The organism is Alcaligenes sp. SMD-FA, assembly GCF_025960365.1.
In the GTDB taxonomy this organism is placed as follows: Bacteria; Pseudomonadota; Gammaproteobacteria; order Burkholderiales; family Burkholderiaceae_B; genus Alcaligenes; species Alcaligenes aquatilis.
In genome coordinates this window covers 1,548,215-1,573,269 of the sequence record NZ_CP110108.1, presented here as the reverse complement: position 1 = coordinate 1,573,269, position 25,055 = coordinate 1,548,215, and the positions used below count along the sequence as shown (strand labels likewise).

Annotated in this window: 19 protein-coding genes and 1 pseudogene; 6 read left to right on the top strand and 14 right to left on the bottom strand. The window is 54.9% G+C overall.

All coding sequences use genetic code 11. From position 1 onward, the window contains the following. The first annotated feature begins 13 nt into the window (after positions 1-13). Entirely contained in the window at positions 14-1,009 is a 996-nt protein-coding gene (gene rlmF / locus OKX01_RS07275; RefSeq protein ID WP_264672700.1) for a 23S rRNA (adenine(1618)-N(6))-methyltransferase RlmF, read from the top strand. A 325-nt stretch (positions 1,010-1,334) separates the two neighbouring features. Next, complete coding sequence (locus OKX01_RS07270; RefSeq protein ID WP_264672699.1) at positions 1,335-2,519, top strand: restriction endonuclease; 1,185 nt, start codon at positions 1,335-1,337, stop codon at positions 2,517-2,519. A gap of 429 nt (positions 2,520-2,948) precedes the next feature. Here the strand turns inward: OKX01_RS07270 and OKX01_RS07265 are convergent, their stop codons facing one another. Then, entirely contained in the window at positions 2,949-3,626 is a 678-nt protein-coding gene (locus tag OKX01_RS07265; protein WP_264672698.1) for a type 1 glutamine amidotransferase domain-containing protein, read from the bottom strand. A gap of 520 nt (positions 3,627-4,146) precedes the next feature. Between OKX01_RS07265 and OKX01_RS07260 the strand changes: the two genes are divergently transcribed. Beyond that, positions 4,147-4,836, top strand: coding sequence for a VIT family protein (locus OKX01_RS07260; RefSeq protein WP_108727312.1), 690 nt, complete (start codon positions 4,147-4,149; stop codon positions 4,834-4,836). A 122-nt stretch (positions 4,837-4,958) separates the two neighbouring features. Here OKX01_RS07260 and OKX01_RS07255 read toward each other — a convergent pair whose 3' ends face one another. Together OKX01_RS07255 and OKX01_RS07250 are read right to left on the bottom strand one after the other, a co-directional pair. Then, positions 4,959-5,603 (bottom strand): DJ-1/PfpI family protein, encoded by a 645-nt coding sequence (locus tag OKX01_RS07255; RefSeq protein ID WP_264672697.1) that lies wholly within the window; start codon positions 5,601-5,603, stop codon positions 4,959-4,961. A 32-nt stretch (positions 5,604-5,635) separates the two neighbouring features. Continuing rightward, positions 5,636-6,379, bottom strand: a pseudogene (locus tag OKX01_RS07250) (SDR family oxidoreductase). A 678-nt stretch (positions 6,380-7,057) separates the two neighbouring features. Between OKX01_RS07250 and OKX01_RS07245 the strand changes: the two are divergent. From OKX01_RS07245 to OKX01_RS07230, 3 genes are all read left to right on the top strand, one after another. Then, on the top strand, positions 7,058-8,101 hold the full coding sequence (locus OKX01_RS07245) for a TIR domain-containing protein (protein WP_264672696.1): 1,044 nt from the start codon (positions 7,058-7,060) through the stop codon (positions 8,099-8,101). 270 nt (positions 8,102-8,371) lie between these two features. Continuing rightward, positions 8,372-8,737: a GIY-YIG nuclease family protein gene (locus tag OKX01_RS07240; protein WP_264672695.1), complete on the top strand. Its 366-nt coding sequence runs from the start codon at positions 8,372-8,374 to the stop codon at positions 8,735-8,737. A gap of 483 nt (positions 8,738-9,220) precedes the next feature. Further along, positions 9,221-9,583, top strand: a complete 363-nt coding sequence (locus OKX01_RS07230) for a hypothetical protein (protein WP_264672694.1) — start codon at positions 9,221-9,223, stop codon at positions 9,581-9,583. A 204-nt stretch (positions 9,584-9,787) separates the two neighbouring features. Here the strand turns inward: OKX01_RS07230 and OKX01_RS07225 are convergent, their stop codons facing one another. The 11 genes from OKX01_RS07225 to clpS all read right to left on the bottom strand — a co-directional run bounded on the left by OKX01_RS07225 (position 9,788) and on the right by clpS (position 24,995). Beyond that, the gene (locus OKX01_RS07225; RefSeq protein WP_108727311.1) at positions 9,788-10,525 is read right to left on the bottom strand and encodes an ABC transporter ATP-binding protein; all 738 of its coding nucleotides are present in this window, start codon (positions 10,523-10,525) and stop codon (positions 9,788-9,790) included. Beyond that, the gene (locus OKX01_RS07220) at positions 10,522-11,358 is read right to left on the bottom strand and encodes an ABC transporter ATP-binding protein (protein WP_162988132.1); all 837 of its coding nucleotides are present in this window, start codon (positions 11,356-11,358) and stop codon (positions 10,522-10,524) included. Before OKX01_RS07220 ends, OKX01_RS07225 begins: the two co-directional genes overlap by 4 nt. Then, on the bottom strand, positions 11,355-12,461 hold the full coding sequence (locus OKX01_RS07215; RefSeq protein WP_376912741.1) for an ABC transporter permease subunit: 1,107 nt from the start codon (positions 12,459-12,461) through the stop codon (positions 11,355-11,357). The genes OKX01_RS07220 and OKX01_RS07215 overlap by 4 nt, the downstream gene beginning before the upstream one ends. After that, positions 12,458-13,390: a branched-chain amino acid ABC transporter permease gene (locus tag OKX01_RS07210; RefSeq protein WP_094196387.1), complete on the bottom strand. Its 933-nt coding sequence runs from the start codon at positions 13,388-13,390 to the stop codon at positions 12,458-12,460. Before OKX01_RS07210 ends, OKX01_RS07215 begins: the two co-directional genes overlap by 4 nt. Before the next feature lie 128 nt (positions 13,391-13,518). After that, a complete protein-coding gene (locus OKX01_RS07205) occupies positions 13,519-14,676 on the bottom strand; it encodes a branched-chain amino acid ABC transporter substrate-binding protein (protein ID WP_094196386.1) in 1,158 nt (385 codons plus the stop codon). Positions 14,677-14,804: 128 nt separating this feature from the next. Beyond that, the gene (gene putA, locus OKX01_RS07200) at positions 14,805-18,578 is read right to left on the bottom strand and encodes a trifunctional transcriptional regulator/proline dehydrogenase/L-glutamate gamma-semialdehyde dehydrogenase (protein WP_264672693.1); all 3,774 of its coding nucleotides are present in this window, start codon (positions 18,576-18,578) and stop codon (positions 14,805-14,807) included. A gap of 111 nt (positions 18,579-18,689) precedes the next feature. Then, positions 18,690-19,304 (bottom strand): membrane integrity-associated transporter subunit PqiC, encoded by a 615-nt coding sequence (locus OKX01_RS07195; protein WP_264672692.1) that lies wholly within the window; start codon positions 19,302-19,304, stop codon positions 18,690-18,692. Then, positions 19,301-20,953 (bottom strand): intermembrane transport protein PqiB, encoded by a 1,653-nt coding sequence (locus tag OKX01_RS07190; RefSeq protein WP_108727308.1) that lies wholly within the window; start codon positions 20,951-20,953, stop codon positions 19,301-19,303. Before OKX01_RS07190 ends, OKX01_RS07195 begins: the two co-directional genes overlap by 4 nt. 10 nt (positions 20,954-20,963) lie before the next feature. Further along, entirely contained in the window at positions 20,964-22,253 is a 1,290-nt protein-coding gene (locus OKX01_RS07185) for a paraquat-inducible protein A (RefSeq protein ID WP_264672691.1), read from the bottom strand. A 3-nt stretch (positions 22,254-22,256) separates the two neighbouring features. Next, on the bottom strand, positions 22,257-24,578 hold the full coding sequence (clpA, locus tag OKX01_RS07180) for an ATP-dependent Clp protease ATP-binding subunit ClpA (protein WP_094196382.1): 2,322 nt from the start codon (positions 24,576-24,578) through the stop codon (positions 22,257-22,259). A 93-nt stretch (positions 24,579-24,671) separates the two neighbouring features. Then, complete coding sequence (gene clpS, locus OKX01_RS07175) at positions 24,672-24,995, bottom strand: ATP-dependent Clp protease adapter ClpS (RefSeq protein ID WP_026482895.1); 324 nt, start codon at positions 24,993-24,995, stop codon at positions 24,672-24,674. Between the last annotated feature and the right edge of the window lie 60 nt (positions 24,996-25,055).

Genomic DNA, 25,055 nt, shown 5'->3' with positions numbered 1-25,055 from the left:
ATTTCGGACTTCAATGCGCTCTTCAAAAACAGGTAATTCCAAGGCTGAATTACCCACTTCCAACAAAACAGCGGCCCAGCTCCACCCGCACAACCGCCATCAGGGCCGTTACGACTTTGACGCTCTGATCAAAGAAACGCCCGAACTGGCCGCTTTCGTTTTCTTGAATCCGTACGGTGATCAGAGTATCAACTTCGCTGATCCGAATGCCGTCAAAACTCTGAATCGCGCCCTGCTCAAGAGCTTTTACGGCATAGCGCATTGGGATATTCCTGCCAATTACCTGTGCCCTCCCATTCCGGGTCGAGCCGATTACGTACACTACCTGGCCGATCTGCTGGCTAACAGCAATAAGGGGGCCATTCCTAATGGTGAGGCGGTACGTGTCCTGGATATTGGCGTAGGTGCAAATGCCATCTACCCGTTGATCGGCCATGCCGAATATGGCTGGCAGTTTCTAGGCTCGGACATCTCGGCTGATGCACTGACATCAGCACGAAGCATTATTCATGGGAATCCTGGTTTATCGGCTGCAATCAAGCTACGCCAACAAAAATCGCCCAGACATATTTTCAAGGGCTTGCTGGGCACAAACGATTACTTTGACCTGGCGCTGTGCAATCCACCCTTCCATTCCTCGCAGGAAGAAGCGGTAAGCAGCAGTCAACGTAAATGGCGTGGCTTAGGCAAGGCTGCACCTAAGCACAATGCTCCTGTATTGAACTTTGGTGGGCAGAATACGGAGCTATGGTGCGAAGGCGGCGAGGCGCTTTTCATCCGCCGCATGATAGAAGAAAGCGTGACCGTAGGCGGGCAAGTGCTTTGGTTCAGCACCTTGGTGTCCAAAGCATCGAATGTACCCAGTGTGTTGAATGCCTTAAAGAAGGCCAAGGCGGTTAAGGTCAAAACCGTAGAAATGACGCAAGGACAAAAACAGAGCCGTTTCGTGGCCTGGACTTTTCTTGATGCTGGAGAGCAAGAGGCTTGGCGCAAGGAGCATTGGAAGTAGACTTACCTCAAATGTTTAGCGAAACATAAGGCTCATAAATAGCTCTTTCCGCGCTAAAGGTGATGAGTAAAAACAGGTTTGACGGGTGTAAATCGCTGAAGATGTCGGCTCACGGCTAGAAGCAGCCATCTCAAGATGGCTATGGGCACTACACAGCACCTGAGGGTGGAAGACCCCCGTAGACGGAAAGGTAACAATAGGCTACCGTCTTTGATCAAATGCAGAGGCTTTTCAGGGCGTCAGATTCATATCCAGTGGCCACTGATCGAAACTGATAGATAAAGTCTTGCACCTCAGATCTGTCTTCAGCGCGGGAAGGATATGCATGATTTACCAATGCCACGGATGCAACAGAACAACTTTTGAGACGGCCTGCCCTTGGTGCAACAGCTCCGACACATCACCGTCTGCTGCGCTGTCAACTCAGCAGTTGACCCCGCTTGACCCCTCTTTCTACCCTGACTTTCAGTATCAGTCCAAAGGACTTATCAAAGATTTTCTGGGTAAGAAGAAAGAGCAAGCACAGTTGAACGATTTGCTTAACAATGTACTGAGAAAATACGCGCAGCTTAAGCAGCCTTATTTCACAAATTTCATCCATACCACCCGGGAAACTGCGTCAACGTCCAACGACGTCGGGATGCCGGGGCCTAGGCCCGAAGGTGTCTACACTGAACGTGAGCTCTTCAGAGAGGTGCTGATTCGTAAGGGGTTTGATGAGCTTGAAGGCTTGCCCTCACTGCTGGACAAGCTGCTTCTGACGACTTCGTTCAACTCAACTTACCTTGGCTTCTCCAGAGAGCTCAGCCGTCACATAAAAGCCGACCTGACCGAGACTCTTCGATCATGGATCGACGAGGCTGGAACGACGTTCAGATCCGATCTTGCTCTGTTTTATTACTACCTCTGGGAAAATGATATTTCCTACCCGGATATTCAATTCAACGCTCAAGCGAACGCAACGGTGAATATTCCTCTGATTTCCTTGTCCGCCTTCCTATCAGGGCTGAACCATTGTGAGCAGGTCTACTTCGACGTTCTCGTCGAGCGGCTGGGAAATCAGCTTGAACACTTCAATCCGAACCGGTTCATCACGATGTATCTGGTGGACGCAATGGACGGGTTCCAGTTCGAGGCCTTTTTGATGGAAGTTTTCCAAACCATCGGTTTCGACGTGAAAGAAACGAAGAAGACCGCTGACCAGGGTGCCGATTTGTTTGTGAGTCGGTTCGGCAAGAATATGGTGATCCAAGCAAAAAATTACACTGGCTCCGTTGGGAATGCCGCCGTTCAACAAGCGATCTCGGCCAAGGCATTCTACGGTTGCGACGAAGCCATGGTCGTGACCAATTCCTATTACACGAAATCGGCCAAAGAGCTTGCTTACACGGCTGGTGTTCGCCTCATCGATCGTGAAGGCTTGCAGACCTATCTGGATGATTACAATCAGAAGCTGATTGAGGTCTTCCAGGCTGAATCGGAGGATGAGGATGAAAAAACAATGGCGTAATTTAACAGTTCGATTAACTGCCAGATTGACCCTCACGGAATTGATTGAGCGTTTCGATGACCATTGAGCGGCAATGCCCATTCTTGATCACAACTGCTGTTTCGCTCATGTGCAACTGAAAAAGCCTCGTTTTACATGCCAGGAAGCGAAGCCATACAGGGAAAGCACAGTGCACCAAAGCACCAGGCAGTGGTCAACGTTATCAGTCTATGTTGTGGTCGGAGAGATGCGCGAAGCAGCGAAAGCCGATGATGGGCTAAGGATAAGGTTCTAACCATTTCACTCCAATACATGTCGTCTGACCCGTTGCGACGTGACTGGCTGCTTCGGATCGATCACAGTCGCTCACTAAAGACGGCTATCGGCTAACCAAGCAAAAAGAATCACTGCACCAACGATGCTGCTCACAGCATCGTTGGCTAGGCGGGTTCACCCCAACATCTTCAGCAAGGCCTCGGCGGCGGGTCTGGATGACGCCGGATTCTGACCGGAGATCAGCAGGCCATCGCTGACCACATGAGGTTGCCAGTCACTGCCTTTGCTGTAATTGCCACCATTTCCTTTCAACATATCTTCCACCAGAAATGGCACGACGTCGGTCAGACCGACAGCCTCTTCCTCGCTGTTGGCAAAACCTGTAACCAACTTGCCTCGAACCAGCGGTGTGCCGTCAGCCGATTTCACATGGCGCAACACGCCTGGAGCGTGGCAGACGGCAGCAACCGGCTTGCCTGCGGCCAGCATGGTTTCGATCAATGCGATCGATGTGGGATCTTCGGCCAGATCCCACAAAGGCCCATGGCCGCCCGGATAGAACACGGCATCAAAATCGGTGGCCACAACGTCCATGAGCTTTTGCGTCTCGGCCAATACAGACTGAGCCGCCGGATCATCCTTGAAACGGCGGGTGTCATCGGTTTGCGCCGCTGGATCATCGCTCTTTGGGTCCAGTGGCACTTGTCCACCCTGCGGCGAGGCGACCGTGATCTGCGCGCCCGCGTCCTTAAAGACGTAGTAAGGCGCGGCGAACTCCTCCAGCCAGAAACCCGTTTTTTGGCCAGTGTTGCCCAGTTGATCGTGCGAAGTAAGAATCATCAAAATCTTCATGGAGCACCTTCTTTGAATGGAGGATAGGAAAGCAAGCAGTCACGCCAACGAGGTCTTACTCGCTAACGATGCCAATCACCAGCTTACCAAACGGCTGCTGGTAAGTATGCCGATCAAGGCCTGCGACGGCTGCCGAGATCGTCGTCCATGCCGTTGCGAGACAGAACCATGCCTTCCCGCAGCCACTTAAAATGATCACGTTGCGGCACCCACATTGCTAGGTCGTCCGTTCCAGGCTTGCTTGAACCCAAGCTTTACTCAAACAGACAGACGGCGAATTTAACATTGCCAGTCTGGCTAACGTCAGTCAGGAACAAAGGAAGGATTTTGTATATGGATTCACCGCCGTTTCCTGCTGAAAACAAGGTACTGAAGAGACTGTTAGCGTCAACATCGAATTACTATTGATCCAAATACTTTCTAATTACATGCCGAGACTGAAAGCGCGTGCTTAACGTAAGCGGGTCATTCGTCACACCACCGGTTCAGTACGTAATCACACATCAACCTGGGGCTACCCATGAGACATACAGAAAGACACAAGACGCACCGGACAGGATGGCTTCGTGCTGCGGTTCTTGGTGCGAATGACGGGATTGTCTCTACAGCAAGCTTGGTCTTGGGTGTGGCCGCCACAGGAGCAAGCGCAAAGAGCATTCTTGTGGCCGGCGTTGCCAGCCTGGTCGCTGGGGCCATGTCTATGGCGGCGGGTGAGTATGTGTCGGTCAGCTCCCAAGCCGATACAGAGAATGCGGATCTGGCCCGCGAGAAGGCAGAGTTGGCTAAGGACCCCGAACAAGAACATGCAGAGCTCACTGCTATTTATGTCAATCGGGGCTTGGATGAAAACCTGGCTTCAAATGTAGCGACCCAGCTCATGGCTCACGACGCACTCGGGGCCCATGCACGAGACGAGCTTGGCATATCCGAGACCTTGGCGGCCAAACCGGTACAGGCTGCACTGGCCTCCGCTACGACGTTTGCAGCAGGCGCCCTGCTTCCTTTGCTTGTGGTTCTGCTGCTGCCAACGGCTACACTCATGTGGTATGTCGCAGGCAGCTCACTGCTTTTTCTGGCACTGTTAGGCTTGATCGCTGCCAAGGCAGGCGGCGCTCCTCTATTTGTCTCGACCGCCCGCGTGACCTTCTGGGGGGCATTGGCGATGGGACTGACGGCTGGCGTCGGTGCCTTGTTTGGCGTTGCTGCTTAATTGCAAGTCGTTCTTTGGCAATCATAGGCCCGAACACAAAATTTCCGACACTCTCGACACTCTCTCAGCTACCCACGCTAAGACCCACGACTCCTAAACCTTTCGCCCAACAAACACCGGCCTTAGCGCGCAAACGGATCAATCGTCGGATCACTGTTCCAGACATACTCGGTCCAATGCGCGATGCTTTCAGCTTGCTCACGGTTATACAGCTTCTCGACCAGGGCCAAGGCCATATCCGTCCCCGCTGACACACCCGAGGATGTGACGTACTTGCCATCAAACACCCAGCGGGCCTGCTTCTGCCAAAGCACATCCCCATCCTGAGCCACCGCAAAATCAAACGCCAGCTTGTTGGACGTAGCCCGCCGCTGCTTCAGAACACCGGCTTTGGCTAATAAGGCCGCCCCCGTGCAAACCGACACCGTCCACTGCGTTGCCTTGTCCTGCTTCTGAATGAAGGCCAACATGGCAGCGTTATTGATTTCGCTACGCGTTCCCATACCGCCGGGAACCATCAGAATGTCAAACTGCGGAGCCGTCTCGAAACTATAGGAAGTCTGGGTTTCTATCCCTTGAGACGAACGCACCAGCCCACCCTGCTGAGACACCATAACCATCTCGTAATCCGGCATCCCACCCCACATCTCCACCGGCCCGAATACATCGAGAGTTTCAAACTGATCAAACAGCACAATGCCGATTTGTTTTTTTGCTGTGTTCCCTGTTGTGCTGGTGGATGTAGGCGATGCTGTCTTACCGCTCATGGTGTGCCCCTTCATGGTTGAAACTCAATAACTCAGATCGTAGCTCGTACCAAACCGCCATCAATAGCCAAATTCTGGCCCACGATAAAACCTGCGGCCTCGCTGCACAAGAAAGCACATGCAGCACCAAATTCACTCGGTGTTCCAGCTCATCCTGCTGGTACAGACGCAATCATTTTCTCTGCAACAGTACCCAACTCTCGCAAGCGATCCGTCATGATGGTGCCGGGCAACAGGTTGTTGATCGCTACGTTATGCTGGGCTACTTCGCGAGACACGCTGGCAACAAAACCGGTCAAGGCCATACGGGCGGCAGTGGGCAACTCCAGGTTGGTCACAGGCGAACGGACGGACACTGAGGTGATATTGACGATGCGGCCAAAGCGGCGGCTTACCATGCCTGGCAACACAGCCTGAATTAGCTCCACCGCTGCCAGGAAGTTTTGCTCCAGCGCGGCTTGCCAGTGAGTGGCCTCTAACTGAGCAAAAGGCATAGACGGAGGCCCGCCCGCGTTGGTCACCAGGATGTCGATATCCGAACACGCGGCAGCTACGGCTTGTCTGTCGGCCGCCTGAGAAAGATCGGCGGCAATCCATTTAGCTGCAACACCAGTCGATGTCTCAATCTGCTTGGCGGCTTCTTGTAGCTTGTGCTCACTGCGGGATGCTAGGGTGACATTTACACCTTCAGCGGCGAGAGCCTGGGTACACGCCAGCCTCAAACCACTCGATGCCCCACAGATCAGAGCACGTTGTCCGGTAATTCCTAAATCCATTCTTTATTCTCCTTGGCGGGTCTTTACAACGGAGTCATTCGCATGGGGGGCATGCTCGACCCATTGTCTTTTTGGATAGCTGAAGCTAGCTATATCCACATCACAACCTGTCGGTGATATCCAGAGTTGCTATGGTAAAGATTTACAGCCACCCAGAGCCCACCCAAAACCGCTAATTATTATTTGCAGCACATATATCTACCCAATCACGGGCTGGCATAACTTTTCTACACAAAAAAAACAAAACATCACCTAAGCATACTAATGCTTTACCCTCATCGGCATTCTGCGCTTTAAAGACCTTTAAAATTCTCACGTCACTTAATTACCTACTAGATAAAAATATTTAACGAACGGAGCCGTTCGCTATTTATCAAACGTAGAGACGCGTTACTTTTTGTCAGTTACTATGCGGTCTGCTTTCGGCCACAACAAGACATTGGCCTTGCTTGCCTGTAGCAGCTGTTCGAAGTCTTTATTATGATGACGTTGTTAAACGCTGCTATTCTCACCTGCTTAATAGGCATTGTGCCCAAGCCTGCTTCTCAGGACTCCAGTCGCTATAGCTGTTTCGGGGGAACTTAATAGTTCGAAGCTAAGAAGCGGTTGTTGGTCTATAGCGAATAGTTGGTTGTTAAAACGAAATTGAGCGTCTTGCTCCCTTTCAATGGAAATATCATGGCTCTCGTTGAGAAAACGGATGAACTGAATCGATTGATCCGAGCCTTTGAGGCGGAAGCTGCGAATTTCTATCCGCTGACGCTTTCATTAATGTATGTAACGCAGGATGGCCCCAGTTTCAATCGCCCAATCGCGAAGCCACATCATGCGATCATGCTATGGCAGTACTACGGTGCGATCCAATGCGACACTGACGCTGGAGAATTCGCCAAAAACTTGGAGAATAGCGACCTGACATGGGGAGTTCGAGGTGCCGAGCTTTCTTGCTTCGGCTTACTCGAGGGTGAGGGTTGCGAATTGTTTGTCCGCATGGCGCAGCGCGCGGGGGCTCTATTCGACAAGGATGAAGCGCGCTCGCTTAAATCGCAGATGGTTCGGGAGCTACTTGATGCCGAATTGAAGAGATGCGCGCAAGCCAAACCAGCCGCAGTATCGAATGACAATCCGCTTGCACTTTGGCTGAACTACCTGTTATTCCATCTCTCATTGACTAATCCTGGTAGGGATCGGGCTCAGCGCATCGATCCCGATCCGTTTACTCTCTCCCTGCTCGCGTTGGAAAGGCTCTACTCAGCGCGCTCAATTGAAAAGGTGGATATGTCGGCGAAGCCGCTGTCAGCACTCCAATTTAAAGTGGCGATGTCATTTCCAGGCGAACGACGACAGTATGTCTCCGCCACGGTCGCCGCCCTTCGGCCGCACCTGCCGCCAGACTCCATCTTCTATGATTACGATTATCAAGCTCAGCTTGCTAAGCCCAATTTAGACATATTATTGCAAGATGTATACCGAAATAAAGCCGATCTCATAGTTATCTTTTTGTGCGAAGAGTACGCGGAGAAGCAATGGTGTGGTCTTGAGTGGCGAGCAATCCGAGACCTCATCAAGCATAAGAAGGACGATCAGATTATGTTTATTAGGTTTGATGACGCTCCCGTCGATGGCCTTCTATCGATTGATGGGTATGTCGATGCCAGAACTCTCTCTCCAGAGAAATTGTCCGAATTCATTTTGCAGCGGATACAAGCTCCGATGTTGTGAACACAGAGGCCTCGAAGCCTTCGACCAATCCGATCAGCTACGGCACTTACCTTCGCCGGCCTGTTCGCTTGAAGTTAACGGTCCGCTTTACCAAAAACTCAAGGACAGCATAGGGTCGGTAGCAGACCGTCGTGACCGGCTCCAATCGACCTGAAACGGCCCTTGGCGATGGGCAGCAACCGGCTGACTTGGGCAGCTCAGTTTCGGGGAGCTAGCAGTATCACTTGTCTCGTGATATTTATTGTTAAGTCATTTTTTGTTCTATCGAAGATGATGGTCACTTACATCTACGTATACAAACTCAACAACGACTGCTATTACGTTGGCCAGACGGCAAGCCCTTACAAGCGGTATGCACAGCATGAAAAAGGTGAAGGCGCTGTCTGGACACGCCTTCATGGAGGGGCGGTACTGGTGGAATGCAACAGGCGGGTAGTCAAGAACAAGGAGGAAGCAGACGCAGCGGAAAACATCAAGACGCTGCAATTGATGCAGAGATACGGCTGGAAGAATGTAAGAGGCGGCTGGTTCTGCAACGTCGATGAAGTCCTTACAGAGAAGGGCTTACGACATCACAAGGTTTTCGACCTTGTTTCCACGCCTAGCAAAATGCAGAGCGCCCCGCCCCGGCAGTAAAACAGATATTCAATTGCATCCCTTGAATTTCCGTTCATGGCCACTCAGCGACAGTCACAAATCGGCCCTAAGCAGTCCTACAGATGAGCGCTCAAAAGCCGTCATTCAGCCGGGCCGCAAGTGCCTGGGCAACACGCCCAAAAAACGCTCGTTTTGCACTTGCACCATGTCTCGCAGATGCCGAAAACCATGCCATTTCACAAACATGCGTAACCACTGCACGTAGGCCTGCTCAGTTCATAGGTTATAGTGTTTATAACGAATTCGCTCACGGACTTGCTCTAGCAGCCGTGTGGCGCGCAACACAGGGGGGAGGTGGGTTTCATAGCTGAATTTGTCAGTGTATTCCCATACAGAATACGCGCCGTCAAGCTAGGTTACCCCCCTTTCTGCATTTTTTTCGTGCCGATTTAGACAGCAAGCGCCAGATCTGGCCTGCGGCTTGGTGCGTTCTACATTACGTTAGGCCTACAGGGGAGCATTATGGAAGCTGATACAAGAGCATGCGCTGCTTATGTAGCCCTGCGGCTGATCTCAGGCAAGCAATCAAGCTCGGTGTACGACTACTCTCAAGGTAGGCATGTCAGCATCGGAGGCACCATCTCCGAGTCAAACATCAATGTTTATGACTACAGTCGTTCTGCTCATTTTGGCGGCAGCGGCTCTGGCGGTCGCTTCAACCTCTACGACTATGGCCACTCACACCATGTAAGTCTTGAGATCAACGGCAATCAGTATAAAGGGTATGACTATGGCTCCAGCAGTCACTTCAGTGGCACGGTTAACGGTCACTCAACCGCACTGTACGATTATGGACATGGCACACACTTCAATTACTCGGTTTAGGCCTAAAGATTCATTCAAGCCGACGCCACTTCGTGGTGCGACTTAATTCATCAAGCATTGAATGTCTACTTCTTGATCCCACCAGTGGCAGCTATGGGCCGAAAGCAGACAGCCGTACATGACTCGGCGCTACTTATAAAACCCAGCACAAAAAAAGCCAATCAACCTAAAGGTTGATTGGCTTTTCTTTAGATATCGTACTACCTACGCCGCAAAATCCTCTTCCCCCAAATAAGCCGCCCTCACTTTCGGATCATGCAGCAACTGCGCAGCCGGGCCTTCCAGGATAATCTGGCCTGATTCCATCACATATCCCCTATCCCCCAACTCTAAAGCCAGTCGCGCATTCTGCTCGATCAGCAAAATCGTCACACCTTCTTTAGCAATCGTCTGGATCAGTTCAAAAATCCGTTCAACCATGATCGGCGCCAAGCCCATGGACGGCTCATCCAGCAGCAGCAATGAAGGCCGGGATATCATGGCTCGTCCCATGGCCACCATCTGCTGCTCCCCACCGGACAAAGTCCCTGCCGATTGTTTCTTACGCTCGGCCAGGCGCGGGAACAAGGTATAGATACGCTCGATATCCTGGCGGACTTCGTGGTGGTCCTTACGGGTATACGCCCCCATGGCCAGGTTTTCTTCGATCGTCAGTTGCGGAAAAATCCCCCGCCCTTCCGGCACCATGACCACGCCACGGCGCACCAGTTGGTGCGATGGCAGGCCGATGATGCTTTCACCTTGATGTTCGATCTGTCCTGCGGCCGCAGGCACCAGACCTGTGATCGCTCGCAGCGTGGTGCTTTTACCGGCGCCGTTGGCACCAATCAAGCAAACCAGTTCACCCTTGCCCACTCGCAGGTCCAGGCCGCGTACCGCCCGAATGCCGCCATAAGCCACATCCAGACCCCGAATATCCAGCATTAACGGTTCTGTGCTCATGACTTTTCCTCTTCAACGGTAATACCCATGTCTTTGGCGGCACCTGCGCCCAGATAGGCTTCAATCACACGCGGGTTGTGTTGGACTTGGGCGGGTTTGCCTTCGGCCAGTACTTTGCCGTATTCCAGCACTAAAACCCGGTCGCACAGGCCCATCACCAGCTTCATATCATGTTCGATCAGCAGGACGGTAATGCCGTCACCACGGATTTTTTCAATCAATTGGCGCAGGACGACAGTCTCGGACGGGTTCATGCCGGCAGCGGGTTCGTCCAGTGCCAACAGCATAGGATCCGTTGCCAATGCACGGGCAATTTCCAGGCGACGTTGGTCGCCATAGGACAGGGAGCGTGCAATCTCGTTGGCGTGCTGGGCAATGCCGACGTAATCCAGCAGCTCGTAGGCACGGGCCTCGATCTGTTCTTCTTCCTGACGGGTAGCGCGATTACGCAATACCGCGCCCAACACGCCTGCACGAGTGCGGACGTGGCGGCCGATCATGACGTTTTCCAGGGCAGACAGGCTGCCGAACAAGCGGATGTTCTGGAAGGTACGCGCAAAACCGGACTCAGCGATTTGATGGGGTTTGCAGTCGGTCAGGTTGCGACCGGCAAAGGCACAGCGGCCCGACTCGGGGATGTACAAGCCCGTCATCACATTGAACAGCGTGGTTTTACCCGCTCCGTTCGGACCGATCAGACCATAGATATCGCCCTTGCGAATGCTGAAACTGACGTCGGACAAGGCCTGCAAACCACCGAAGCGTTTGGACAAGCCTTCTGCCTGCAGCAGCACCTCACCGTCTTTTACGTGTTGGTTCATGGTCAGACTCATGCTTGCACCTGCTTCATTTTGCGCTCACGACGGCGCACCGCAGAGGGCCACAGGCCTTCAGGGCGATAGATCATGACTAGTACCAGGGCAAAGCCAAACAGCAGCATACGAATGCCGTCCGGATCCAGAATCACATCACCAAACACGCTTTGCTGCAGCGGAACCACAACCGAGCGCAACAGCTCCGGGAATACGGAGAGCAGCAAGGCTCCCACGATCACACCGGGGATATGGCCCATGCCGCCCAGCACCACCATACACAGCACGGAAATGGATTCTGTCAGGCTGAAACTCTCTGGGCTGACGAAGCCTTGCATGGAAGCAAACAAGCCCCCTGCCACGCCACCAAACGTTGCACCCATCGCAAAGGCCAGCAGTTTGACGTTACGGGTATTGATCCCCATGGCCTTGGCCGCGATTTCGTCTTCACGAATGGCTTCCCAGGCACGGCCAATACGAGAGTGCTGCAAGCGTACGCAGATAAACACAATCAGTAGCGTGATCAGCAGGAGCAGGTAATAGTATTTCTCTGGCCCGGTAATCCGTATGCCAAACAGGGTTTCCGCCTTGCCGAAAATGAAGTCGCCAATCTTGAAGGTATCGACCCGGTTGATCCCTTGCGGGCCGTTGGTGATATTGACGGGCGCATCCAGGTTATTCATGAAGATACGGATAATTTCTCCGAATCCCAGCGTCACAATGGCCAGATAGTCGCCTCGCAAGCGCAGCACCGGAAAGCCCAGCAGCACACCGAATACGGCCGCCAAGGCGATCCCGGCTGGCAGCACCATCCAGAACGGCAAGTGCAGACCAAAATGTGGTGAGGCCAACATGGCCCAGACATAGGCCCCAACGGCATAGAAGGCGATATAGCCCAAATCCAGCAAACCCGCAAAGCCCACCACAATGTTCAGGCCCAGGGCCAGCATCACGTACAGCAGGGCAAAGTTCAGCGTGCGGACCCAGCTTTGACCGGCCATCCCCAAAACAAACGGCAGAATGGCCAGCACCACACCGATAAGAAGCGCACCGACCCAGACTTTAGCGGGTGTTGCGGGACGCTGTTTGGAGCCAGCGCCACTTAGGGTTTGATTCAGACTCATGCGCGATCTCCCACACGTTCACCCAATAAGCCCGAGGGACGGAAAATCAGCACCAGGATCAGTACGATAAAAGAGAACACATCCTGATAGTTACTGCCAAAGACCCCATTGGTCAGGTCGCCGATATAGCCTGCACCCAGAGCTTCGATCAGGCCCAGCAGCAAGCCCCCCAGCATGGCGCCGCCCAAATTGCCAATGCCACCCAAAACAGCGGCGGTAAAGGCTTTCAGGCCCAGCATGAAGCCCATGGTGTATTGGGCAACACCGTAGTAGGTCACGATCATGACGCCTGCGACAGCCGCCAAGGCCGAGCCAATCACAAAGGCTGCGGAGATCACCGTATTGATGTTCACCCCCATCAAACCGGCCACTTCCCGGTTCTGGGCGGTGGCACGCATGGCCGTGCCCAGACGGGTACGGTGCACCAGCACCATCAGGCCGGACATGATCGCAGCGGCACCAACAATAATCAGAATTTGCAGCAAGCTGATGCGCGCTTCGCCCAGTTGGAACACCATCGGCTCAATAATGTGCGGGAAGCTCAAATAATTGCGCCCCCAGATCATCATGGCCAGATTCTGCACAATAAAGGACACACCGATAGCCGTGATCAATGCCGCCAGACGGGGAGCACGACGCAAGGGACGATAGGCATAACGCTCTGCCGTCCAGCCTATGCCCATGCAGACCGGAATCGCGGCCAGAAGGGCCAGTCCCACCATCAGCCAGGCGGACAGCCCTGCCGGGTCCGCGCCGACCAACGACAACACCACTGTCGTAGCCAGCATCGCCCCAACCATGACGACATCACCGTGTGCAAAATTAATCAGGCCAATAATTCCATACACCATGGTGTAGCCCAGCGCCACCAGGGCGTAGACACTGCCCACGGTCAGGCCATTTATTAGTTGTTGTATCAGGATTTCCATAGATTGGGACTCGTGGTCATTGCTCCCTGCCCTAGCGCATGGCGATAGAACAGGGAGCGTGGGCCTGCCGAACACAGGCCACGGTAAAGATGAGCCCCATAGGGCTCAAACTGCAGGATCAAACGCGCTTAGTTAGCCTGACTGACCATGGTTTTTACCATCGTCCACTTACCATCTTTCACTTCATAGATGGTGACGGCAATTTCTTTCAAGTCGCCGTTCTGGTCATAGGCAATGTTGTTGCTGGTAGCGCCGTTGCGTTTCAAGGCGGCCAGCTTGGGCAGATAGTCTTCTGCTTTGGAGGAACCCGCTTCTTTCATGGCGGTGATCATGTTCCAGGCACCGTCATACGCGTAAGGCGCGTAAACACCAGGATCAGCCTTGAAGCGGGCCTGGTAGTCCTTGGCGAACTTCTCACCAGCGGCCATGGTGGACAGCGGCACACCGGCCAGGGACGCGTAGGTGCCGTCAGCCGCATTGCCAGCCAAGCGCAGGAAGGTGTCGCTGCGGGTCATTTCGCCCGAAACCAGCGGTGCCTGAATGTCCAGAGTCTGCATCTGGCGCTTCATGGGGCCGGACTGCGCATCCAGACCGCCAAAGAAGATGGCATCGGGCTGTTTGGATTTGATGTTGGTCAGAATGGAGGTGAAGTCGTTGGCTTTGTCCGTGGTGTATTCACGGGCGACGATCTGGCCACCGGCTTTTTCTACCGCACGGGCCACCTGATCTGTCAGACCTTGACCGTAGGCGGTCCGGTCATCGATCAAAGCCACTTTCTTGGCAGCCAGATCCTTGACGATGAACTGGCCCACCGCCGCACCTTGCTGGGTGTCACTGGTCATCATGCGAAAGGTATTGTCGTACCCTTGCTGGGTGTACTCAGGCGAGGTTGCCATGGCGATCTGGGGGATACCCGCGTCATTGTAAACACGCGAGGCGGGAATGGTGGTGCCCGAGTTGAAATGACCCAATACGCCATCCACCTCATCGTCCACAATTTGCTGAGCCACCTGAACGGCGGTACGCGGGTCAGCCTGATCATCCTTGGCGACCAGCTCAAAGCGGGCGGTTGCACCGTCAATCTCAATCTTCTGGGCGTTGGCCTCTTCCAGCGCCAGCACCAGACCGTTGCGCATATCTTCACCGTAGTGAGCTTGCGGGCCGGTCAGGGGAGCCGCAAAACCCAGCTTGATAACTTTGTCAGCGGCCAAGGCGGGGCTAGCCGCCAATGCACCGAAAACCGCTGTCGAAACCAAGGCCAATTTAAAGGTCGTGATGGACTGCATATTGTTCTCCTTCGTTTTTAATATAGCCGCGCTACAAGCCGGCCCGTGCCGTGAGAATAGACGCCGGGCCGCCGCTCCAGGTGAAATGTGCGACCAAACGTGTGCATAGAAATGAGTGCCCGCCAAGATCAACCAACCATCATCAAACTGGCATTGCCTCCAGCTGCCGCTGTATTGGTACTAACTGAGACTTCACGCAGCAAACGCTCGATCACGTACGCTGCGCCCTCCTCCAATTCCTGTGTCAACAGCCCCTGAACCCCAACAATGGGACCAGGGCGTTCAGCCACCTGGCCCAGCACGTGCCGGAGTTCATCGCTGTCGCCTTCAAATAAAACAGCATCATAATCTGCCTCACCCAAATCGGACATGGTGATTTGCTCGGCAGGGGCATCGTGCCAATTGCCCAGACCCAAACGGTCCAGCAAGATGGCCTGGTTGCCGCTTTGTGCGCAGGCCTCACGCTGGGCGCGCCAGCCAGGTACGCTAACGGGCATGCACAGAACGCGCCCCCGTGGGTACAGCCGATACATATTGGATTCACCTGTCGGGCCGGGCAAGACCACGCCCTGTTCCTGCCAAGCTTGCAAGGGCAGATTCTGCGGACAACGGCTAAGCAGTCGGCGCAGGTACAAGGGGCCGCCCGCTTTGGGCCCCGTACCCGACAAGCCTTCACCACCAAAAGGCTGTACGCCTACCACCGCGCCTACCATATTGCGGTTCACATAAACGTTACCGGCGTGAATGCGCGAAACGACACGATCCACGGTTTCGTCCAAACGAGTGTGAACGCCAAAGGTCAGGCCGTAACCACGTTCGTTGATCTGATTGATCAGGCTGTCCAGTTCGCTGCGCTTGAAGCGCATCACATGCAATACGGGGCCAAAAATTTCACGTTCCAGATCCTTGACCTGTTCGATCTCAATAATGGTCGGCAAGACAAACGTCCCTGTCTGGATACGGTTTTGCTCGCTTTGGGTAATGCGGAAACCCGCCTCGCGCATGGCGCTGATGTGCTCTTCAATACCGGAGCGGGCTTCTTCATCAATCACCGGGCCTACATCGGTACTGAGCAGATCGGGATTGCCCACACTCAGCTCCTGCATGGCACCGTTGAGCATGCTCAGCACGCGTTCGGCCACATCCTCCTGAATACACAGCAAACGCAAAGCGGAACAACGCTGACCGGCCGAGTCAAAGGCCGAGTTCAAGACATCAAACACCACCTGTTCAGGCAAGGCCGAGCTGTCAACCACCATGGCGTTCAAGCCACCGGTTTCAGCAATCAGCGGCACGGCCTGACCGTCTGCCGTCAGGCGTGTGGCCAATTGACGGTTCAAGCCCTGGGCCACGGCGGTCGAGCCGGTAAACATAACGGCATTGACCTGCTCACTGGCAGCCAAAGGGGCTCCTACGGAAGGGCCATCGCCAGGCAGAAGCTGCAAGGCACCAGGAGCAACCCCGGCTTTGTGCAACAACTCGACCGCCGCCGCCGCAATCAGGCAGGTTTGCTCAGCGGGCTTGGCCAGGACGACGTTGCCTGCCGCCAAAGCCGCCGAGACTTGACCCAGAAAAATAGCCAGGGGAAAGTTCCAGGGGCTGATGCACAGCACCACGCCCACAGGACGGTATTCGTCATTATCAAAGTCACGCAAGACTTGTCCCGCGTAGTAGCGCAGGAAGTCCACGGCTTCTCGCACTTCAGCAATCGCATTCGCATAGGACTTGCCGGCTTCACGCACCAGCAGGCCCATCAGATCTTGCATATGATCTTCCAGCAGTTGGGCGGCTTGCTGCAAGGCGGCGGCACGCTCTTGTACCGGCGTGGCCTGCCAGATAGGCGCATAGTGGCTAGCGGCTTCCAAGGCCTGCTCCACATCCTGCGCCGTAGCAAACATGACCTGCCCCACCACATCCTGATGATTGGCTGGATTACGCACCATCGTTGCCTTGGACTCATCCCAGACCGGATTGCCCTGCCCCAGGATGGGCTGAGCCTGACGTGGCAAGGCGGCGGTTTGCATCAAGGTCGCGGCCAAGGAACCCAGGCGATGCTCATTGCTTAAATCCAGACCAGCCGAGTTCAAGCGCTGCTCGGCATCCCAGTACAACTGTCGCGGTAGAGGAATCTTGTCATGTGGGCGACCCAAGGGTTGCAGGCTCAAGGCCTGGGCGACGGGATCGGCAATCAGTTGCTCCATGTTCACATCGGCATCACCAATCTGATTCACGAAGGAGGTATTGGCACCGTTTTCCAGCAAGCGACGCACCAGGTAAGCCAGCAAGGTTTCATGCGAACCCACAGGTGCGTAGATACGGCAAGGACGATTCAACTTGCCGTCCTTGGTCGGGCCGACCACTTCGTCGTACAAGTCCTCACCCATGCCGTGCAGGCACTGGAATTCATACTGGCCGGTGTAGTAGTTCTGACCGGCCATCACGTAAATGGCGGCCAGAGTTTGGGCATTGTGTGTCGCAAACTGCGGATACACGGCTTCGGGGGCCTGCAGGAGTTTGCGAGCGCAGGCCAGGTAAGACACGTCTGTATGCACCTTGCGGGTGTAGACGGGGTAGTCTTCCAGGCCATCAACCTGGGCACGTTTGATTTCCGAATCCCAGTACGCGCCTTTCACCAAGCGAAGCATCAAGCGGTGTCCGCTACGGCGGGCCAGGTCAATCAAGTAATCGATGACAAAAGGTGCGCGTTTTTGATACGCCTGCACCACAAAACCAATGCCGTTCCAACCTGCCAAAGACGGGTCAAAACACAGCTTGTCCAGCAAGTCCAAGGACACTTCCAGACGGTCCGCTTCTTCTGCATCAATATTCAGGCCCACATCGTAGTGGTGAGCCAGTTGCGCCAAGGACAGCAGGCGCGGGAAGAGCTCATGCATAACACGATCGCGCTGGGCACGGCTGTAGCGCGGGTGCAGAGCAGACAGTTTGACGGAAATGCCGGGGCCTTCGTAAATACCGCGGCCCTGGCTGGCACGACCAATCGCGTGAATGGCCTGCTCATAAGCCTGGTAGTAGCGCTGGGCATCTTCCGCTGTCGTGGCGGCCTCACCCAACATGTCGTAGGAGTAACGGAAGCCCTGCTCTTCAAATTTGCGGCTATTAGCCAGTGCCGAAGCAATGGTCTGCCCGGTGACGAACTGCTCGCCCATCATGCGCATGGCAACGTCCACGCCTTTACGAATCAGGGGTTCGCCACCCTTACCAATCATGCGGGTTAAGGCAGAGGATAAATTCTTTTCGCTGTTTACGCTGACCAAACGACCTGTCAGCATCAACCCCCAGGTCGCGGCGTTCACAAACAGCGAGGGAGACTCGCCCATATGCGCGCGCCAATCACCGTGACTGATCTTGTCGCGAATCAAGGCATCACGCGTGGCGCGATCAGGGATGCGCAGCAAGGCTTCGGCCAGACACATCAAGGCCACACCTTCCTGGCTGGACAGGGAAAACTCCTGAATCAAACCCTCGACCCCACCACCACGGCGCTTGGCGCGCAGGGCTTTGACCAAACGAGCGGCCAGTTCCTGGGCACGCGCGCTTTGGGACGCACGTGCGGCGCTCAGCAGCAAAGGCAGGCAATCAGTTTCGGGACGGCGATAGGCGGCCGTAATGGCAGCACGCAACACGCTTTGCGGTTGCACATCTTGGGCAAAGCCATAAAACGGGATCGACGGCATCAACACACCGTCCTCAAGCGCCTCGGCATCGCCTCCACTACGCAGAGCCAACTCGCTGGGCAACACACCACGCTCTATCCCTTCGATATAGGACAGCAAAGCCTGCTTATGCAGCCAATGTGGGGTGCACTGCAACTGATCAGCCGCACGCCGCAAACGTTCGCGCAGCTCTATATCGACTTTGATCCCTAAGGTTGTGCTCGCCATGCTTCTTATCCCGGTTACGCTTTTTTGACTGCGATATGCCGAAATAATACTGACGGTTAACCCAATTTCGTATTCAGGTTAACCCGTGCAAGAAAAAGTTAACCCTAGCATTTAACTCACACAGATCATGGCCTTGCCCAACATCGCAGGAACAGATTTGCCTTGCATTTGAGCGGCCAGCGCATCGGCCCAGCGCTGCTGCAATTGACGATGTGCCTGCACCAGTTCTGGAACAGTAGACGCCGGCTCGGAGTCCAGCCAGCGGCACTGTTGGGTTTTCCCCTCAAAACCAATTGGCGTCAAGGTCCAGCTCAATTCCAGGGTGGCACGTTCGCCATAGACAGACTCAAAGCGCTGCACCAACACATCAATCTGCCAGTGGGGTGTTCTCGCGGCGGTACTGGCCAACTGAGGAACACTCAGGCGATCCTGCAAACCGGACACCAAGGCCAGGGACATTTCATCGGGCAAAGGCGATGCCCACTGGCTATCGTTCAGCAAATTAACCTGTCCACCGGCCGCCTGCGTCAGCACAAAGGCTCGGCGATCCAACTGGGCGGGCATATCCATACGCCGCAACTGAAAGCCCTTCCATGCTTGTGTGGATGAGGCTGCAGCCGCCGGAGCGGCATGGGCGGTTTGCAAGGTGTAGTAAGTAGGCGTGGTCGAGGCGCAAGCCGTCAGCAAACCGGCAAACGCCACGGAAATCAGAAAACGGGACATCATGGCGCAGGCTCCGGCAGTACGTCAGGAGAACGACCTCGCAATATTGCCGAGGGCTGGCTTTGCAAGGTATCACTTAAATCACGCAGGGATCGCAAGGAGCGTTTCAGCTCGTTCAAGGTTTGATCCACCGAGGTATTGAAGGAAGAGTCCGAGTCCAGCATGGCGCCCAGTTTCTGAACTGCTGCATCCATGGATTTGAGAGCCCCATTCAATTGCGGCACCGTCGTCTTGTCCAGTTGCTTGAGCACCTGGCTCAACTCCGTCAGCCCGCTTTGCAGATTCTTGCCAATCTGATCGAACGGAATCGCTGAAATCTTCGTGACAATGTCGCTGACCTGCTCTTGCAAGCGATCAAAATCACCGGCGATCACGGGCACCACCAAGGGTTTGGCCGTCTCATCGAACTCGACCTCATCGGCCTTATCGAAAAACTCCAGGGCAATATACTGCTGACCGGTAATCAGGCTGGCAGGACGCAACTGGCCCCGCAACCCACGTTCAACCATCGGTTTAAACAAAGCACTTATCGGGTCTTTTTCGTCTGGTCGAGTTTCTACAATCCGCTCGTACAGGTGACCGAAGCGTTGCGGATAAATACGCGCTTTTACTAAAGCGAAAAAGCGTTTGCGCTCAAAGTCGAATTCCAGATCCACGTCGTAGACCTGGCCCAGTTCCAGGCCCCGGAATTCAACCTTGGAACCCGGCCTCAAACCGCGTACAGACTGATGGAAATGAAAGCGCAGCTCCACCGCCGGGCCGTCCGGCTCGGCCATGGCACGATCTTGTGTAGGGAAGAGCTCGTATTGGGTATCTGCTGCTGCTACTTCCGTAGGCTCGCCTTCCATCTGATCAAAAGCCAGACCGCCTGCCAAAGCAGAAACCAAGGAGTGCGTACGGACATTGAAACCCGTGGAATCCAGAGACATATTTACACCACTGACGTTCCAAAAGCGCGAACCCTGGGTCACGAATTTATCATTGGGTGCATCCACAAACACCTGTACACGCACCCCATCACCTTCTTCGTTCAGCTCGTAGCTGCTGACCTGCCCAACCTGAATACCTTTGTAGTACAGGGGGGAGCCCAGATCCAGCGAACCCAGTTCCGATGCGGTCAGCACATAGCGTTTGCCCGCACGGCCACTAATCACTTCGGGTGGGCTTTCCAGACCCACAAAGTTCATTTTCTGCGCCTTTTTGTCCACTTCAAAAGGCGCGTCTACACCGATATACACACCCGAGAGCAAGGTCCCCAATCCCGACACACCACTTAAGCCCAAACGTGGACGCACCACCCAAAAGCGCGTGTCTTTTTGTGTGATGAATTCAGAGCCATCGCGCTCTAACTGTGCGGTCACCAAGACTCCCTTACGGTCCGGGGCCACCTGAATGTCGGAAATCGTGCCCACATCCACTTCGCGGTAACGTAGCTTGGTCTGGTCTACCGCCAAGCCTTCGGCCGAGTCGAAGCTGATCGTGATACGCGGCCCGGTCAACATCCAGTTTCGCAGTACCAACGACGCCCCCACCAAAGCAGCGGCGATAGGCAAAATCCAGATCCAGGAGAATCGGGATCGCTGCGCGGGAATCAGTCTTGGCTGCGCGGGCTCGGTTTGACCGTCAGGCTGATTAGTTGTGGGATCGTGCACCTTGTTTCCTTCAGGAAGTCGCCTGTGATGCAGGCGAAGACAGCTTGGTTTGCGGTTCTATTGTTTGTTCTTCGTCGGTGTCCTGGTCCCAGCCCTGACGCGGGTCGTAGCTAAGTGCGGCCAGCATGGTCAAGACCACGACCATGCCAAAGCTCAAGGCCCCTGCCCCAGGAATAATTTGTGACAGTCCGGGGAAGTTGGCCAGCGCTGCCATCAGGACCACCACGAATACGTCCAGCATGGACCATTGCCCAATCAGCTCGACCATATCGTAAATACGGTTACGTTGACGCTGTACACCATTGCCCCGCCAACGACGCCCCACCAGCAGAACCACCAAAGCCAGGAGCTTGGTAATGGGGACGACAATACTGGCGATAAACACGATCAAGGCCAGGTCCCAGGAGCCCAGTTGCCAAAGCTGAATCACCCCACCCAAAATCGTATGGGCACTCGTACCCATAATGCTGCGCAGCTCCATCACCGGCAAGACATTGGCGGGAATATAAAAGACACAGGCCGTCAGCACCAGGGCGGTAACCCGCGTGCGGCTATTGGGTTTGCGTTTGTGGACAGGGGCTGCACAGCGATGACAGCGTGTATTCTGGCTGGCTTGAACAAAGCCGCAATGGGTGCAGGCGCTCCAGTCCGGATGCGCGCTCAAGACCTGGCGCGTCGCAACTGGAACCAGCTCACGATCCTCTGCCCAGCGCCAAAGACGAGCTGCGGTAATACGGCTCAGGCCCGTCAACAGGAACGTCAGCGCAAAAAATGCGTACAACCCTGGTGCCACAGTCAAATGCCCGATTCCGGCAAACTTCACAATCGCCACAATCAAGCCCAGAAACAGTACGGCCGTCATGGACCAATGCTCCAGATGACTCAGAACACGCAGACCGATGCCAAAATCGCCCGGCAAGGGCTTTTCACGGGCAATCAAACCCAAGGCCCAGAACTGGAAAATCAGTTGGAACAGCGGCAGCCAGAAACCGACTAAACCCGCCATCACGGACAGGCCCCAGTACCCCTGCTGCCAGATCAGCAACAAGGCTTTGGGAAACGTGGGCGATACTGTTTTACCCGCCATGCTTAGATAGACAACGGGAAACAGATTGGCAATCAGGAAAAGGATGAAAACCGCCAGAACCAGCGCTTGCCATTCACGTGGCGAAAAGCGGCTGTGGCGGTAAAGTTCGGTATCGCAACGTACACAACGCGCGAGCCCCGCTCCTGGAACGGGGACTCGCTCGTGTACGGCGTCACAGTGCGTACAGACGATTAAGGGGCGCGATGCCCTCACGGCTTAGTCGACTAATTCCGGCTCGGGACGCGAGGAGGTCTTGCTGCCGGGTTCGTCGGGTCCCGAAGAAGGATATTCCAGTACCACCTCGCCATTCTCGTCCAGATCAACCTCGACCTGACCACCATCGACCAGGCGGCCAAACAGCAGCTCGTCAGCCAGAGCACGGCGAATGGTGTCCTGGATAAGTCTGTGCATGGGGCGGGCACCCATGGCGGGATCGAAACCCTTGGCCGCCAGATGCTCGCGCAAGGCGTCCGAGAAGGACACTTCGACGCGCTTCTCGTGCAACTGGTTTTCCAGCTGCATCAGGAACTTGTCCACCACGCGCAGGATAATGTCGCGCGACAAAGGCTTGAAGCCAATAATCGCATCCAGACGGTTGCGGAACTCTGGCGAGAAGTGACGCTTGATGTCCTGCATTTCATCACCCGAGCGCTGCGGCTGGGTAAAGCCAATGCTGGTTTTGTTCAGCGCTTCGGCACCCGCGTTGGTGGTCATGATCAGGATGACGTTACGGAAATCTGCCTTGCGGCCATTGTTATCCGTCAGCGTGCCATGATCCATCACCTGCAGCAGGATGTTGTAGACGTCCGGGTGCGCTTTCTCGATCTCGTCCAACAACAGTACGCAGTGCGGCTGTTTGGTAACCGCTTCGGTCAGCAAACCGCCCTGGTCAAAGCCCACATAGCCGGGAGGCGCACCGATCAGGCGCGACACGGTGTGACGCTCCATGTACTCGGACATATCAAAGCGCAGTAGCTCTACCCCCAGCACGAAGGCCAACTGACGCGCCACTTCGGTTTTACCCACGCCGGTCGGGCCGGAGAATAAGAAGGAACCGATGGGTTTGTCGGGTAGACCCAAGCCGGAGCGCGCCATCTTGATGGCCGCTGCCAGGGCGTCAATCGCCACATCCTGACCAAACACCACCGATTTCAGATCGCGTGCCAAGGTTGCCAACTTATTGCGATCGTCGCTGGAAACGGTCTGGGGAGGAATGCGAGCAATACGCGATACCGTCGCCTGGATGTCCGCCTTGCCGATAACTTTTTTCTGCTTGGAGCGTGGCAGCAGACGCTGCGCCGCACCGGCCTCGTCGATTACATCGATAGCCTTATCAGGCAAAAAGCGATCGTTAATGTAACGGGCAGACAACTCCGCCGCCGCGGTCAGGGCAGCCGCCGAATAACGCACCCCGTGGTGCTCTTCAAAACTGGACTTCAAACCACGCAAAATCTGGATGGTCTGTTCCACCGTGGGCTCGGCCACATCAATTTTCTGGAAACGACGCGACAAGGCGTGGTCTTTCTCGAAAATCCCCCGGTATTCCGAGTACGTGGTTGCTCCAAGACACTTGAGCTGACCGGAGGACAGCGCAGGTTTGAGCAGATTGGACGCATCCAGCGTACCGCCCGAAGCCGAACCGGCTCCGATCAGGGTGTGGATCTCGTCGATAAACAAAATGGACTGCGCTGTTTCCTTGAGCTGCTTGAGCACCGCTTTCAAGCGTTGCTCGAAGTCGCCCCGATACTTGGTACCGGCCAGCAAGGCCCCCATGTCCAGCGCATAAACGCGCGCTTCGCTAAGAATGTCCGGCACATCACCACGCTGAATGCGTAGGGCCAGGCCTTCAGCAATCGCGGTTTTACCCACGCCAGCCTCCCCCACCAGCAAGGGATTGTTCTTGCGGCGACGGCACAGAACTTGGATGACGCGCTCCACTTCCTTTTCACGGCCAATCAAGGGGTCAATACGACCCAGGCTGGCTTCAGTGTTCAGGTCCGTGGCGTACAGATCCAGTGGCGATTTCTGGGCGTCCGAGCGGGTATCCGCTTCCGCCGCCGCAGCGGCCTTGGGAGGCTCGGGAGCGGCGGGCTCCGGATTGGCCTTGGTGATGCCGTGCGAGAGAAAATTGACGACATCCAGGCGCGAGACACCTTGTTGCTGCAGGTAATACACCGCATGAGAGTCTTTTTCCCCGTACATCGCCACCAGCACATTCGCGCCGGAAACCACGTTTTTACCGGAGTTGCTGGACGATACGTGCATGATGGCACGTTGTATCACTCGCTGAAATCCCAGCGTGGGTTGGGTGTCAACCTCGCCTTCACCAGGGAAAGTGGGCGTATTTTCGCTAATGAATTTACGCAGATTCTGGCGCAGTGCATCAATATCGGCAGCACATGCTTTCAACACTTCCAGCGTGGAGGCGTTATCGAGCAGGGACAACAGCAGATGCTCTACCGTGATGAATTCATGGCGCGCGGCACGAGCCTCGACAAAGGCCATGTGTAGACTGACTTCAAGTTCTTCGGAGATCATGCTTCCTCCTACACGGCAAGAGTAAAACTAGGGGTTAAAGCTATTCTATGACTAATTTGCCTGATCTGAACAATACGGTAAACCACTAAATGGTCAAGCATCAGGCACCGGCTCCATCACACACTGCAAAGGATGCTGTCGCGACTGCGCCAGTTGTCGCACAATTTCCACCTTGGTGGCCGCGATATCGCGCGGATACACACCACAGACAGCCCGACCCTCGTAATGTACTTTAAGCATAAGCTGTTCGGCCTGCTCCGGGGTCTTGGCAAATACCCGCTCCAGTATATTCACCACAAATTCCATGGGCGTGTAGTCATCATTGAGCAAGATGACCTGATACATGGGTGGTGGGGCAAGCCGCGCGGATTGGCGCTCTACCGTTGTGGCGCCTTGCTTATCGATCTCAATGGCCATAATACAGAACTAGGTGCTTTCCATAGGTTGACTGGGGGGAACAAAATTCAGCATCATCCG